Source organism: Aliiroseovarius sp. B-4, assembly GCF_056857795.1.
Genome location: NZ_JBSXNV010000032.1, coordinates 133,958 through 148,781 on the forward strand (window position 1 = coordinate 133,958; position 14,824 = coordinate 148,781).

Below are 14,824 nucleotides of genomic sequence, written 5' to 3' on the forward strand. Positions count from 1 at the left end.
TGGATCAAACCCGGACACCGGGCGGGTGGTCATTCAACCGCCGCGCGCGCCGGGACGCGCAGAAGTTATGAAACCTGCGTGCGGCCTGACCCGCGTCCAGATGAAGAGCGTCGGTTGACACTTACACCTCTCCGGTTTGCAACAGGATCTGTTTCCAGATCGCGGTTTCATCGAACAGAGTGAATTCCCGCCGCAAACCCCACGGCCCGAACTCGGCATGGCTTGCGCCCAGCACATAGACCTCGGCCCCGGTCGGCACGCCGAAAACGCCCCAGCCGTCATGCTTGCCGTGCAACGTCCAACGCAGCGCGGCGCGCGGCGGCATCAACGGATCATCGCGCCCGATCTGGTGGTGGATGGTGAAGGTGGCATTCGGGAAGGATGCACGCAGCCCCATCCAGAACCGATCCACCGGCCCCCAGCTGTGACCTGTGGCACCGCCCGGATATTCCGATTGCACCGCGCGGTCATACTCGGATTCGATCGCGGTCATGTCGGCATTCATGATGCGCGTCAGGATGTCGGCGTATTTCTGGCCCCATTCATTGTCATTGCCGTTGCCCTTATAGGGGCCGGGCTTGTCATTGGCGGGGGTGAAGGGTTTCACGCAACGCTCTGGCCCGCCCTCACGCGCGATCAGGTCACTTGCATAATCCTTCGGTTCCCACCCCATCTGGCGCACAATCGCGCCCTGGTCGCGGATCAGCCATTCATCATTGATCTGGTTGTTGATCGCGTGGCAGTCCGCGATGATGCGATAGGCCAGCTTGTTCCCAGTCGCCTTGCCATAAACCCCATCGCCCAGATGCGTCGCGGTCGAAAACAACCGGTGCGAGGACAACATCCCCTCTTCCGGGGTGCCCGACCAGATTACATCTTCGCCCAGCAGGGTGCGGTCGGGAAACTCTGCCAGCGTGGCCATGGTCGCGCCGATGACATCCTGATTGCCCACCACGACCGAGGCAGGCGAGCGCACAACGATATCGGGTGCATAGTAGTCATGCAGCGTGGCGATGCCGCGATCTTCCCAGATTTCCTTGGTGATCCCGATGATATAGTCGGGGAAATCCTTGAACTTGCTGTCAAAACCCTTCATTCGCTCCATCCTTCCGGTTTGCGGGCCGAGCCGCGCACGACTAGCGGGCCGTCAATTTCAATCTTCTGCGGGCCTTTCCCGGTGCCGTCGATTTCCGCCAGAAGCAGGCCGACGGTTTCGGCCACCATACGGTTGGCGGGTTGGCGCACGGTGGTCAGGTCATAGGCGGGCCAGCCGGCAATCGGCACATCGTCGTAGCCAACGACCGACACGTCACCGGGCACCGACAGGCCAAGATCTGACCGCAATACATCCATCACCGCGAAGGCCATGTGATCGTTGCAGACAAACACCGCGTCGGGCCGATCATCGCCCGAGAACATCTGCCGTGCGGCCTCGGCAGCGCGGTCAGAACGGAAATCCCCCACGGCGCGGCTGTGAAGCGAAACACCGGCCGCAGCCAGTCCGGTCCGGAACCCAGCCTCGCGGTCACGCTGGGTCGACGCCCCTTCCCACCCCGCGATGTAGCCGATTTTCCGGTGCCCCGCCGCGATCAGGAACTCGGCTACCTTGCGCCCGCCCGCGACATTGTTCGACGCGACCGAGGACAGGTCCGGCCCGTCCTGCGACCGGTTGAACAGGACAATGGGCACCCCGGCCTTGCGGCAACGGTCGGTCAGATCCGACGACATGGCGACCGAGGCGGTGATGATCCCATCCACCTGATAATCCAGAATTTCCTCGACCACGTCGCTGATGTCACCGGACGTGCTGGAAGCCATGAAAATCAGGATGTGATAGCCCTGTTCCTGCAACGCATTGGACAGTTTTTCCAAGGCTTCGGGATAGAAGTGGTTTTCCAGATAGGCCACGACCAGGCCGATTATCCGGCTTTTGCCCGACACCATCGCGCGCGCCAGCGAATTGGGGCGATAGCCCAGTTCATCCGCAGCTTTCCTGACTTTCTCAACCGTGCGCTTCGACGCGGAGGCGCCGGGGGTAAACACCCGGCTGACGGCAGATTGGCTGACGCCCGCGCGCTGTGCAACTTGGGCTGAGGTCACTTTGCTCATTCTGCGGTCCATCCCCCGTCGATCATCAAGGCCGTGCCGGTGACAAGGCTGGACGCGTCCGAGGCCAGGAATTGCACCGCGCCCATGATATCCTCGACCTCACCCACGCGACCCAGCTTGATCTTGTCTTCGATCCAGGCGCGTTTGTCCGGCTGCTCAAAGGTGGATCGGGTCAAGTCTGTCAGGATGAAAGTCGGGCAGATCGTGTTGACGCGGATGCCCGCCCTGCCCCATTCGATCGCCATCGACTTGGTGAAGCCCTCGACCGCGTGTTTGGTCGCGCAATAGACCGCCCGGTCCACCCCGCCCACATGCGCCATTTGCGAGGATATGTTGATCAGGCTGCCGGGCTTTCCGGCTGCAATCAGCCCCTTCGCCACCGCTTGGGTCAGGAAATAAGCACCCTTGATGTTCAAGTCGGACACCGCGTCGAAATCCGCTTCGGTGGTCTCGGTCGCGGGACTGTGGCGCGCCAGTCCGGCGGAGTTCACGAGCACATCAAAGGGTCCGTTTCCCGCAATCGCCGCCTGCGTGCCCGCAATATCGGACACGTCCAACGGCAGCGCACGGGCAGACATACCCGCAGCCGTCATTTCGCCGACCAGCGCCTTCAACGCATCGGCGCGCCGGGCGGCCAGAACCACTTCGGCCCCGGCTTCGCCCAAAGCAGCGGCGCACGCCAGGCCGATCCCGGAACTGGCCCCGGCCACAAGCGCGCGACGACCATCAAGTCGAAACGAGGGGGTTTTGGGCAGTTTATTCATCAGCTCATTCCATCAGGGATATTAAGGCGCCCCATATGGCGCACCTTGTTGAACTCCCGCAGACGTGCAAACACGTCCACACCCAACTGGTCATATGCATCCAGCAGGTCGACCAACACCCAGTTTTCCCGGATCTTGCCGTTTTCAATGCGCCAGAAATCAAGGCTGCGCATGGTGATCTTCTTGCCCGACGGCGCGATGCCCAGCCAGCCGCCATGGGTGACGGTCTGGATCATGTCAGGCCACCCGGTCACGGCAGCATAATCGCCATCGCCAAAGAAGTGATAGTCGATCTGGTCCACATATTTGCCGCGATCCGGCATCCCCGACAGAAACGGGATTTGATGCCAGTTGCGGAACCCCCGGATACCGCGACCGGTGCCGATGCCCGATGGGCCATACCAGCTCATCTTCTCGTGCCAGAACCTGTCCATCTCCATCACTTCGGGGCCGCCCTGGCTGGGGTGGCGCTTCATATGTTCCAGCATGTCGATGATATGCTGACGGGACGCGGTGCCCTTGTTCATGTCATAGGGGCCGGGCAGGATACCATCACAGGTGGCCGGACCCGGCACATGCCATTCGCGCCCAAGCGACGGGGCCAGCGGCCAGGCATGGGCCTGCATCATCACCTCGGGAATGTCCCACAGGCCCTGAAATTCGACGATCTTGCCGTCTTCGATGCGGAAGAACTCGTGAAACCTCATATGGACCTGATGACCGGTGGGGGGGATGTCCAGCCACGGGGCCTCGAACGTGCCGGTGTAATAGCCACCACAGCCGACCCATTCCGCGCCGTCTTCGTCCGGTCCGGCCATGACGATATAATCACGCCGCTCCAGATCCGGCCAGGCGTCCAGCAGGTCGCGATAGGCAGTGTCACAAAAGGCGCCGGCCCCGATGCTGTCGCCAAACGGGAAACACAGGTGAAACACCGCATCCGGTGCACAGGCGTCTGCCAGCGCCTTGCGCAGTTTGCCCGCGTCAAAATCATACATCGCCGCCCGCACGGGTGCGATCAGTGCCTTGTTCTTGCTTTGCACATCCATTTTCGTTGTCTCATGTGTTGGCGGGGTGTCGTTTTGCAATCCCCGCACATTGTTGTTGTTATTGCTACTCTGCTGCGTCGCGATAGGGCGCGCCTTCGCCATAAGGCACGTTCACACCGCCATAGCGTCGCACGCGGATGTTGCATTGTTCGGCGTGGCCGACGAAGCCTTCCAGCATGCACAGGCGCGAGCCGTATTCGCCGATCATCGCCGCGGCCTCGTCCGTTGTGACCTTCTGATAGCTGTGTGTTTTCAGATACTTTCCGACCCACAGCCCGCCGGTATAGCGGCCCGCCTTCTTGGTCGGCAGCGTGTGGTTGGTGCCGATCACCTTGTCGCCATTGGCCACGTTGGTGCGCGGCCCCAGGAACAGCGCGCCATAGCAGGTCATGTTCTCAAGAAACCAGTCGTCGCGCTCGGTCATCACCTGCACGTGCTCGGACGCGATGTCATCGGCGACCTTCAGCATTTCTTCATATGTGTCGCAGACAATGACCTCGCCATAATCGTCCCACGACACTTTCGCGGTGCCGGCGGTGGGCAGGATCTGAAGGAGGCGGTCGATCTCGGCCATCGTGTCCTTGGCCAGCTTGCGCGAGTTGGTCAGCAGCACGCAGGGGCTGTTATAGCCATGCTCGGCCTGACCCAGAAGGTCGGTGGCGCACAGTTCGGCGTCGGCAGCGGTGTCGTCGGCGATCACCATGGTCTCGGTCGGGCCGGCGAACAGGTCGATGCCGACGCGGCCGAAAAGCTGCCGCTTGGCCTCCGCGACAAAGGCATTGCCGGGGCCAACCAGCAGATGCACGGGGGCAATGGTTTCCGTGCCAAGCGCCATCGCGCCCACGGCCTGGATGCCGCCCAGCACGTAAATCTCGTGTGCGCCGCCCAGATGCATCGCGGCGATCACCGCGGGGTTCGGTTCGCCGTTGAAGGGCGGCGTGCAGGCGATGATGCGCGGCACACCCGCAACCTTCGCGGTGGCCACCGACATATGCGCGCTTGCCACCATCGGGAACTTGCCGCCCGGCACATAGCAGCCGACCGACTGCACCGGGATGTTCTTGTGACCAAGGATCACACCCGGCAAGGTCTCGACCTCTATGTCCAGCATGCTGTCGCGCTGCGCCTGGGCGAACTTTGTGACCTGCGATTGCGCAAACTTGATGTCCGCCAGCTCGCGCGGGCTGACCTTCGCGATCAGCGCGTCAATCTCTTGTTGCGTCAGGCGATAGCTGTCGCGGTCATAGCCATCAAACTTCACCGCCAGCTCGCGCACGGCCGCATCGCCACGGGTCTCGATGTCCTTCAGCGTCGCCGCCACAACAGCGGCCGTCTGCGCGTCATCCTCGGCACGATCAGCCTCGGGTTTGCCGCGTTTCAGATGTGTGATCGTCATTGCTTTTCCTCGCTTATTCGGGCCGGGGGGGTACACGTTCGCCCCGGTCATAGGCTTCCCAGCCTTCGCCGTTAAAAAGATCCACGCCCAGTTGCGCGGCCACATGGGCGAAATCGACATTCACCCAGTTGTCGGTGATCTTGCCGTCGACCACTTTCCAGAAATCCATATAGCGGATCTCGACCCGCTTTCCGGTGGGGGCGATGCCCAGAAATTCGCCGGAATGGGTGGCTTCCTGTCGGCCAAACGCCGCGGCCCATTCCCCCATATAAAGACGCGCCTCGTCGATGCAGGTCTTGTCCGAAAACGCCGCTTGAAACGGGCGCTGCCAGTTGGTCTGAAATTCTTTCAACCCGTTTTTCGTGCCGCATCCCCGATTGCCCATCCAACGAAATCCATCGGCAAAGAACTCGCCAATATCGTTGATGCGGTGGTCGTTCAGGCCATCAACCATGGCTTCGATCACCCGGCGGGTATCGTCGGTTTTCGACATATCCGTATCACGGGTCAGCACCGCTTGTTCGGGGCGGGAACCTTTCATTCTGTCTCTCCTGTCAAAATACGTTGGGATCGTGCGGGGCGTGGACGCCCCAGCAGGAAATCCCGCGGCATTCTGTTCAGGGCCGGATGGCCGCACCGCGCGTTATGTCTTGCCCGGCTGCTCATCAGCCTTTCACCGCGCCTGCGGTCAGACCGCTGACAATCTGGCGTTGGAACACCATGACAAGGAAGAACAAAGGCGCGGTGATCGACACCGCCGCAGCCACGGCGACAACCTGATCCGTCGTGGTGGTTTCGCGGCTGAACATCCCGGCGATGGCTGGCACCATGGTCTGGTTCTGCGCATCCAGCAGAAGCGAGGTGACAAGGAAGTCATTGTAGCCCAACAGGAAGGAAAACAGCCCGGTCGTAATCACCCCCGGCCACATCACCGGCATGATGACACGACGGAAGGCCTGGAAGTGGTTGCAACCATCGACCCGCGCGGCCTCGTCCAGCTCGGCAGGGATACTTTGAAAGAATGACCGCAGCATCCAGATCGTGAAGGGTTGATTGATGGCAACCAGCACCGCGATGACCGCGAAGGGTTTGCCATAAAGCGTGGGGGCGTTGTCGCCCAGGATCGGGGCCAGCCACTCGGACGACGAGATGAACACCGGCAGATAACCCGCCACCAGCACCGAATGCGGCAACGCCCGAAATACCAGCGCAATGATAAGAATCGCGAAGGCAATGCCCGACCCGGACCGCGCAAGCCCATAGCCCGCCAGCGTGCCCACCGTCAGCGACACGGTCACAACGCCGGTGGTCACGATCATCGAGTTCTTGAAGTTGTTGGAAAACCCGCGGTCGATCCAAACGGTTTTGTAATGCTCGGTGGTCAGACCGATGACATCCCGGCCCAGCGGGCCAAACCATGGGTTCAGCACGTCAAGGATGGCTGGCAGGATCGCGAAGAAGGTGACAAGGAAACCGATGACAAGGGCAAGCGCGCCGATCAGCCATCCAATCCATTTCTGGCCAGAGGGCGCATAGGCGGCGACCATGATCGGCAGGGTCTTGGTGGCCAGCCGGGCCGTCACCCAGATCACCACGATCCCGAACAGGATATCCAGGATGGAAAGTCCCTGACCGCCAGCTCGTGTGTTAGGGCCAAAGATGACGTTCAGCGGGTTGGACGAAAACGCATCGACCGGGGATTTGAAGCTCATCACCGTGATCCAGAAGATCGGGAAGGCCGCGACGATGCACCAAAGCGCCAAAAACGACGCCGAGGTGAGTTTCAGCCCCAAAGGCTGACGAAGAGCGCGAGACGACATCTTAGTGACCTCCTTTATGGTCTTGCCAGGTGCGGCGCAGAAGCGGAACCAGAAGAACGGCAATCCCGATCATGGTCAGCATCGCCGAGGCCGAAGCACGGCTGATCGACCGGTTGCCCGCCTGATCCGGCACCAGGAAGTCATAGGTCAGCCATTGCAAGCTGATGACATAGCCCTGGCTTGAGAAGCCGACGATTTCTTCGAAGACGCGATAGGCGTCCATCAGGTGGATCATCGAAATGAAGATGATCAGCGGGGTCAGATGCGGGATCACCACATATTTCATTCGCTGCCATCTGCTTGCCCCGTCGATCACGGCGCTTTCCAGCGCGTCACTGTTGACCGTCTGAAGCCCCGCATAGAACACGATCGCCGCAAACGGGGCCACGTGCCACACACGATACAGCATGATCAGAATCTCGATGGTCCAGGCCTGCGCAAACATCGACACGTCGCGCTGCAAATACCATTCGATAAGGGCGGTCAGAATACCGTCGCCGCGAAACAGCCAGTTGATGCTGAGCGCACCGATGACCGGCGTGATGATGAACGGCAAGAGCGAGATGAAGATCACCGGCCCCTTGATGGCAAGTGAGGCATTGTTGATCATCAGCGCGATGCCAAGCCCGGACGCCACGACAATCGGCAAGGTGATCAGGGTGAATGTCAGGGTGAACCGCAGCGCCTTCCAGAAATCAATCGACTGAAGGGCCATCAGTTCATCAGTTTTGATGGCATTCCATGCCCGCTCCAACTCCAACACATTGCGATAGCTTTGCAGGCCGACGAAGGTCGTGATCTCGACGATGTTGCCATCTTTATCCAGTTGCGGAACGGATTTTTGCTCGGTCACGCAAATCTGGTCGGGAAACCCCGGCGAGCATGTCTCGACCTCCACCGTTTCATAGACCGGCTGAGTGACATAGAAGCTCTGCTTCAGCACACTTGCCAGCGGGAACGCGATAAACAGGAGCATCATAAAGACAGATGGCCCGACGAAGGCTGCGAAAGTCTTGAAATTCATGGCTCTGCCTTTCTCATGGTCCTGAAGTTACTGGTGGAAAGAGGGGGGAGAGCTGAAACCCTCCCCCGTTCAGAAGGAATTACTGCACCAAGCCCGATTCCTTGGCGGCGGTGATATAGGCCGCTTCGATGTCAGCCAGCGTCGTGGTCGCATCCTTGGCACCATTCAGGTAATCCGAAATGCCGTTACCCAGCACCGTGTGCATGATGCCCATCGGTCCGGATCCGGGATAGGGTGCCGTGCCTTTCTGCGCGGTCTCATAGGCCCCTTTGGCCAGCGGCCCGGCATCAAACCCGTCGATCAGCCAGACGGCAGCGTCATTGTTCGCCTTGACCATTTCGGTATCCATACCCTCCATGGCCACCTGAAAGGCAGCTTCGGCCTCTTCGTCTGTCATGTTGGTGGCAAAGACGACGCCATCCCACCACAGCGACGAGGCCGGACGCTCGGACCCCATCGGGGCGGCGGCCATCACGACCTTGCCAACGACCTGGCTTTCGGCTTCGTCATTCATCGCGGCGGCACGGCTGGCCCACAGGTTCGCCATGGCGATCTTGCCCTGTTGGAATTGCTGCTGAACATAAGTCGAATCCGAGACCAGATATTCCGGATCCATATACTCGGTCAGCGCTTTCATCACTTCCAGCGCGGCCACACCTTTTTCATTGTTGATGTTGGGCATGTTGCCCTCGGCAAAGAATTCGCCGCCTTCACCCAGATAGTTGTTGATGAATTCTTCGCCCAGGTTCCAGCCGGTCTTGAAGGTGGCACCGATGGGATACTCCACAACGCCCGCCTCTTTGATCTTCGCGGCCGCGTCCAGCATCTCGGCATAGGTCGTGGGCACCGCGATGCCGAGGTCATTCAGAATGTCCTCGCGATACATCAGGTGTTGCAGGTTCACCATCATCGCAATCGCATAGGTCTTGCCGTCCACCTTGATCAGCTGGTTGGGCTTCAGGTGCTGGCCATACTTTGCTACCAGATCATCCAGCGGCCGAATTGTGCCCGCATTCAACAGCGGCACCATGGTCGAGTTTGCAACACCGCCAATCTGATACAGCGCAGGTTTTGCCGCGAAGGCTTCGGGCTGCTTCTCGCGGAAATCCTGATCCAGCGAGGCTTGGAAATTTCCGCATTCCGCCATCGCATCCGTGACCGCCTTCCAGGCTTCGAACCCGGCGGACAGCGATTTCAAAGGTGTGGTGTTTTCATAGGCACACTCGGCCCATGCGCCGGTTGCCATCACCGACAATACGCCGGCCAATGCAAGTTTCTTGAACATCAGAAATGTCTCCCTGTTTTGTCAGGTCCGCCGTCGACGCGCGGACCATGGTTGTGCCGCTGTCGCGGCAAGTGTCTGAGGGCTAGCCCTCGATACGTTTGCCATCTTCGGTGGCTTCGAAACTGTGGCAAATCTCATTCGGGACCGAGATCGAGACCATGTCCCCAATCTCTGCCCGGAAGGTCTTGTCGGATTTCACCGACACCAGCGCGCCATTGATACGCACGGAAATCATCGTCGCGTCGCCCAGCAGCTCAAGCGTATAGATCGGCGCGTTGATCTGCCCCTGCCCGGTCTCGGCCAAGGCGGCATCTTCGGCGCGAAAGCCAAGCGTGACGGGGCCGTCGGGGGCGTTCAGGCCGCGGATTTCGGTGTTTTGTGCCCGGAACGTGCCGCCCTTTACCTCTCCATCCATCAGGTTCATGGCAGGTGAGCCGATAAAGCTGGCGACAAACGTATTGGCCGGGGTGTCATAGATCTCGGTCGGGCTGCCAACCTGCTGCACCACACCTTTTTTCATCACGACGACCCGATCCGCCAAGGTCATCGCCTCGATCTGGTCATGGGTCACGTAAATGGTGGTCGCCGCCAGATCGTGGCTAAGGTTCTTGATCTGCGCGCGGGTCGAGACCCGCAGCTTGGCATCCAGATTGGACAGGGGTTCGTCCATCAAGAACACTTTGGGCTTGCGGACGATGGCCCGCGCCAGCGCCACGCGCTGCCGTTGACCGCCCGACAGGGCGGCCGGTTTTCGATCCAGAAAGTCCAGAAGCTCGACCCGTTCGGCGGCCTGCATCACGCGTTCATGGTGGGTGGAGGGGTCATTGCCGCGCACCTTCAGCGGAAAGCGGATGTTTTCATAGACGTTCATGTTCGGGTAAAGCGCATAGCTTTGGAACACCATGGCCACGTCGCGATCCTTGGGTTCCTTGTCATTCACCCGCTCTCCGTCAACGATAATGTCGCCTTCGCTGGCATCCTCCAGCCCGGCGATCATCCGCATCGTGGTGGTCTTGCCGCACCCGGACGGCCCTAGCAAAACCAGGAATTCCTTATCGGCGATGGTCAGGTCGAAATTATCGACGCCGACAAATGCGCCCCAACGCTTGCTGATGTTGCGCAGTTCGATCTCTGCCATTCGGACCCCCTCCCATTGGGTTTTGCATACGAATGCAATAATGTTAGACTTTGCTGCGACAATTTGGCAAGCTATATTTGCAAACGTATGCAATTTCGGGCGCAACTGACTGTAAAGAGAAGCAAATGCAAGACCTTCAAACCGCCAAGGACATCGTCCGGCGCCATCACGCGGACCTGATCGCGCCGGGAATCAACGCCCTAGACGCGCTTGCGGCACACACCGCCCCCGATTACCTCTGGCGTGGGTTCCATCCGTTTGGCGAACTTGGATCAATCCAAGAGGTGGACCGCCTGTTCTGGGCGCCCATGCGCAGCAGCCTGACGTCCTTGCAACGGCGCGAGGATGTCTTCTTTGCCGGACGCAATCAGATGGATGGATTCAACGGCATATGGGTGGTGTCGATGGGGCATCTGATGGGGCTGTTTGACGAACCGTTTCTGAACATCCCTCCGACCCACAAGATCGCCATGCTGCGCTATTGCGAATTCAACCGGGTCGCGGATGGTAAGATTGTCGAAACCGCAATGTATTTCGACCTGCCCCACCTGATGGTGCAAGCCGGTCTTGACCCGTTCCCCGGCCAGACCGCCGCGCAACTGGTGCAGCCGGGTCCGCAAACTCATGATGGGCTACTTCTCGCGCCGCAGCCCGCCGACGAGGGCGAGGCGACGCTTGCGGTGATCAACCGCATGATCGGCGATTTGGGGCAATGGCAAAGCGGTTTGAGCCTGGAAGACGAGCTGCGCCAGACCTGGGCCGATGACATGTTGTGGTGGGGACCGACGGGCATCGGCGCGACCTATACGATCCCGCGATATGCGCGGCAGCATTCAGGGCCGTTCCGCGCGGCCTTCTCTGACCGCTCAAAAACCACCCATATCGCCCGGTTGGCTGAAGGTCACTATGGAGGCTTCTTCGGCTGGCCCAATTTCACTGCCCGTCTGACCGGCGAGTTCATGGGGCATGCCCCCACCGGCGAAACCGGCGCGTTCCGCGTGATCGACATTTACCGTCGCGATGGCGACAAACTGGCCGAAAACTGGATATTCATTGACCTTCTGCATTTCTGGAAAGACCAAGGTGATGACGTGCTGCAACGACTGGCTGACGGAGAGCTGTGATGATCGATGCCCACCACCATCTTTGGGATCTGTCTGCGGTGCATTACCCGTGGTTGATGGCCAAAGGAACGTCACGTTTTTTCGGCGATCCCGCCTCGATCCAGCGCAATTATCTGCTGGAGGAGTTTCGCCGCGATGCCACCGCGCAAGGCGTGACGGGCTCCGTGCACATACAGGTGGGTGCCGAAGATGGTTGGGCCGAGGCGCAATGGGTGCAGTCCGTGGCAGATGCCGATCCCGACTGGCCAATGGTGCAGGTCGTCTTTTGCGATCTGACCGCGCCCGACCTTGGGCATCAGCTTGACCGGTTCCAGACCCTCTCGACCCTGCGCGGCGCCCGCCAGATCGTCGGTCGCGCGCCGGGCGAAGATGCCATGACCGGCACCAACACGCTGCTCGACAATCCCCGGTTCGCTGACGGCCTGCGCGAATTGGGACGGCGCGGGCTGAGCTTCGATCTGCAACTGATCCCGGAACTAATGGAAAACACCGCCCGCGTGCTGGAAAAAGCTCCCGACACGCAGATTGCCCTGTGTCACGCGGGCAGCCCGCATGATCGTTCGGCGACCGGGCTTGCCGATTGGGCGCAGGCATTGCGCCACCTGTCTGCCCTGCCCCATGTCACCTGCAAACTGTCCGGACTCGGCATGTTCAAACATGACTGGAGACCCGAAGATTTCCGGCCCATAATCGAGGTCTGCCTTGACCAATTCGGCCCGGATCGCTGCATGTTCGGCTCTAACTTCCCGGTCGACAGCCTGTATTCCGATTATGAAACCCTATTCAGCGCGCATGCGCTTCTGGTGCCCAAAACGGATCACGAACAGGTCTTTGAAACCGTCTCGCGTCGGTTCTATCGGCTGGACGGCTGAAATGTCCGCCGCGTGGCACGATCAGCGTGCGGTGGGGCCACGACCGGACCAGGCTCGCAGGTCCGACACCGCTTTCGCGGTCCCCAACAGCACCAGCACGCACAACGCGGATTTCGAGATCGTTTCCATGGCACCTTCGATCAGCATCGCATGAATGACGCTGCCGACCACGACCACAACGACCAGTAACGTGTGCCCAAGGCGCCAGAGCCGCAGCCTCAGATGTCGTCGCCCCAGTGCCAGACCGGCGGCACCGAACATCGCCCACATCGCGATGACACCCCAAGCAGAAAACGGTGTGGGTGACGTGAAAAGAAGTGCGTCAACGACATCGGGCGGACTTGTGATCCAAAGGCCCCCGACATGGATCACCACCGCAAGCACCAGCCCTGCACCGGTCACGCGATGCACGCGACGCCCGGCAAACAGGTGCAGGCCGGGAAACAGCCCAGCCGCCAGCAATGGCTGGATCAGCAAAAACGCCATCGCAATGATACCAGCGAACCCGGCCACGATATAGACCGGATCGCGCCACGCGAGCAGTGGGCTTTGCGCGGCGAGTAGCAACGGTGTCGCAATCGTGCCCGCAACGACCAGCACGGAAAGGATGGTCCTGAAACCGTTCATCCCCCGAAGCACGCCTTGTCAGGCCGGTTGCAGGACAAAATGCGCGCTGAGGCTGGTGTCTTTCGAACTGGCCATGACGGGCCGCAGGAAGACCGTCTCGAATGCGTCGTCGTCATAGGCCAGATGGCCGTGCGGTTGCCCAAAGGCTGGCACGATCTGCGGCATCTCAAGCCGGAACGCGCCGGTCGCATCGGTCAGTGTGGCACCGTGACTGTGCGGGTCGCGTTCGTGACCTTCGGTTGTATGGGCCCAGACCTGAATGCGTTGACCCGCCAGCGGGGCACCATCGCCTGCGCGGCGAACTGTGCCGGTCATCCAGAAACCACCATTGCCTATCCGGTCCACAATCGGCGCTCCGGGCAGATAGTTGTTGGACCCGCCGCGCATCGATCGGGTCGGCGCAAGGCCTTGCGCCCGCGCAGGCACCAAAAGACCGGCCCCCCCGGTCACAGCGGCGGCGATCCCGGTGGCAATAATGGTGCGGCGTTTGATCAGGATTTTGGACATCCAAGGCCCTCCTGTCAGATCAATGAACCGGACCAATGGCTCTGGATCAGTCAAGTTGACCAGATATGCCCTTGGTGAACTTTTTCGATGTCAACAATAATACAAACCGCCGTCAGGCAAAACCGGCCACACAGCATCGTGAAGCCCCCTTGCCTGTTCACCATAATTTCGCGTCATCTGACACCAACGGGTCCAAGAACTGAAGGACCGCCGTGGCGCTCCGAAGCGATATACAGTCATGGTTTTCAGCAACACGGCATCCGCTTGTTGCAGCTTGATCAATTGGGCGTTGATACCCGAGATCCACTGACCCTTCGGATTTGGTGTGTCGGTGTTGCAATCAGTTGCAAGTGTCAGTGGTTGTGCAAGGTAGAACTGTCACATCTGATGGCAGCAGAGCATGGCTGGGCGGGGCGGAGCCATCTTCTACAGCAGGTCTGACCAGCCATGCCGATGTTGCTTTGCGCGGTCACGGGGTGGTGTCAATGTCATTTCAAATACGTGCTACGCCAATACTATGGCGCCCAGATGCTCACGCATCTGAGCGCATCGCGTATACGGGGAAGGTCAGGCCACGCGGTCATGCTTTTGTCCTGAACATCGAAATATTGCGAGGAAAACAAGTCGTCACACCAAGCCCGGGACGAAGCCAGCAACGGAAGATCCGATCAGGCGTTCCTTATTAAAGACTGGTCTCAGATCAATGGTCAATTTCGGCGCTCAGTCCTTTTAGGATTGGGCAGTCAGGTCGGTGATCCCCCGCGCATTCAATCGCCAGATGGGACAATGTCTCGTGCATTGCCTGAAGGTCAATGATCTTGGCTTCGATCTCTTCCAAGTGTCTGTTTGTGATATCTTTTACTTCCGAACTACTGCGGCTGCCATCTTCGTATAGTGCAAGCAATGCACGACAATCATCGATTGTGAAGCCCAAGCCACGTGCACGACTCAGGAAAATGAGTTTGTGCAGATCGGTTTCGCGGAACACCCGATAGTCGTTGCTGTCCCGCAAAGGTTTCACCAACCCGATATCCTCATAATACCGGATGGTTTTCGCCCGCAGGCCGGTGCGCTTGGATACTTCGCCAATATTCAGGTTCATGTCGTCC

At 59.8% G+C, this 14,824-nt stretch carries 15 protein-coding genes; 2 read left to right on the forward strand and 13 right to left on the reverse strand.

Going from position 1 to position 14,824, the window contains the following annotated elements:
* Nucleotides 1–121: 121 nt before the first annotated feature.
* The 10 genes from AC13C8_RS06935 to AC13C8_RS06980 form a co-directional block, all read right to left on the reverse strand.
* Nucleotides 122–1,096, reverse strand: coding sequence for a nuclear transport factor 2 family protein (locus AC13C8_RS06935; RefSeq protein ID WP_091432842.1), 975 nt, complete (start codon nt 1,094–1,096; stop codon nt 122–124).
* Entirely contained in the window at nt 1,093–2,109 is a 1,017-nt protein-coding gene (locus AC13C8_RS06940) for a LacI family DNA-binding transcriptional regulator (RefSeq protein ID WP_482846840.1), read from the reverse strand. Before AC13C8_RS06940 ends, AC13C8_RS06935 begins: the two co-directional genes overlap by 4 nt.
* Entirely contained in the window at nt 2,106–2,873 is a 768-nt protein-coding gene (locus AC13C8_RS06945; protein WP_482846841.1) for an SDR family NAD(P)-dependent oxidoreductase, read from the reverse strand. Before AC13C8_RS06945 ends, AC13C8_RS06940 begins: the two co-directional genes overlap by 4 nt.
* Nucleotides 2,873–3,922: an ester cyclase gene (locus tag AC13C8_RS06950; protein ID WP_482846842.1), complete on the reverse strand. Its 1,050-nt coding sequence runs from the start codon at nt 3,920–3,922 to the stop codon at nt 2,873–2,875. The genes AC13C8_RS06945 and AC13C8_RS06950 overlap by 1 nt, the downstream gene beginning before the upstream one ends.
* Before the next feature lie 64 nt (nt 3,923–3,986).
* Nucleotides 3,987–5,318: a histidinol dehydrogenase gene (gene hisD / locus AC13C8_RS06955; RefSeq protein ID WP_482846843.1), complete on the reverse strand. Its 1,332-nt coding sequence runs from the start codon at nt 5,316–5,318 to the stop codon at nt 3,987–3,989.
* Nucleotides 5,319–5,331: 13 nt separating this feature from the next.
* Nucleotides 5,332–5,859, reverse strand: coding sequence for an ester cyclase (locus AC13C8_RS06960; RefSeq protein WP_482846844.1), 528 nt, complete (start codon nt 5,857–5,859; stop codon nt 5,332–5,334).
* 124 nt (nt 5,860–5,983) lie between these two features.
* Nucleotides 5,984–7,138 (reverse strand): carbohydrate ABC transporter permease, encoded by a 1,155-nt coding sequence (locus AC13C8_RS06965; RefSeq protein ID WP_091432825.1) that lies wholly within the window; start codon nt 7,136–7,138, stop codon nt 5,984–5,986.
* A gap of 1 nt (nt 7,139) precedes the next feature.
* Nucleotides 7,140–8,162, reverse strand: a complete 1,023-nt coding sequence (locus tag AC13C8_RS06970; RefSeq protein WP_482846845.1) for a carbohydrate ABC transporter permease — start codon at nt 8,160–8,162, stop codon at nt 7,140–7,142.
* 79 nt (nt 8,163–8,241) lie between these two features.
* Nucleotides 8,242–9,447: an ABC transporter substrate-binding protein gene (locus AC13C8_RS06975; RefSeq protein ID WP_245744787.1), complete on the reverse strand. Its 1,206-nt coding sequence runs from the start codon at nt 9,445–9,447 to the stop codon at nt 8,242–8,244.
* Between the two features lie 82 nt (nt 9,448–9,529).
* The gene (locus AC13C8_RS06980; RefSeq protein WP_091432816.1) at nt 9,530–10,585 is read right to left on the reverse strand and encodes an ABC transporter ATP-binding protein; all 1,056 of its coding nucleotides are present in this window, start codon (nt 10,583–10,585) and stop codon (nt 9,530–9,532) included.
* A gap of 125 nt (nt 10,586–10,710) precedes the next feature.
* On the opposite strand from AC13C8_RS06980, the gene AC13C8_RS06985 reads away from it, so the two are divergent.
* Both AC13C8_RS06985 and AC13C8_RS06990 read left to right on the forward strand, forming a co-directional pair.
* Nucleotides 10,711–11,709, forward strand: a complete 999-nt coding sequence (locus AC13C8_RS06985; RefSeq protein ID WP_482846846.1) for an ester cyclase — start codon at nt 10,711–10,713, stop codon at nt 11,707–11,709.
* On the forward strand, nt 11,709–12,581 hold the full coding sequence (locus tag AC13C8_RS06990) for an amidohydrolase family protein (protein WP_482846847.1): 873 nt from the start codon (nt 11,709–11,711) through the stop codon (nt 12,579–12,581). The genes AC13C8_RS06985 and AC13C8_RS06990 overlap by 1 nt, the downstream gene beginning before the upstream one ends.
* Before the next feature lie 21 nt (nt 12,582–12,602).
* On the opposite strand, the gene AC13C8_RS06995 is transcribed toward AC13C8_RS06990, so the two are convergent.
* The 3 genes from AC13C8_RS06995 to cueR all read right to left on the reverse strand — a co-directional run bounded on the left by AC13C8_RS06995 (nt 12,603) and on the right by cueR (nt 14,811).
* Complete coding sequence (locus AC13C8_RS06995; RefSeq protein ID WP_482846848.1) at nt 12,603–13,208, reverse strand: ferric reductase-like transmembrane domain-containing protein; 606 nt, start codon at nt 13,206–13,208, stop codon at nt 12,603–12,605.
* Between the two features lie 18 nt (nt 13,209–13,226).
* On the reverse strand, nt 13,227–13,715 hold the full coding sequence (locus tag AC13C8_RS07000) for a twin-arginine translocation pathway signal (RefSeq protein ID WP_482846849.1): 489 nt from the start codon (nt 13,713–13,715) through the stop codon (nt 13,227–13,229).
* Nucleotides 13,716–14,415: 700 nt separating this feature from the next.
* On the reverse strand, nt 14,416–14,811 hold the full coding sequence (gene cueR, locus AC13C8_RS07005) for a Cu(I)-responsive transcriptional regulator (RefSeq protein ID WP_482846887.1): 396 nt from the start codon (nt 14,809–14,811) through the stop codon (nt 14,416–14,418).
* Nucleotides 14,812–14,824 lie beyond the last annotated feature (13 nt).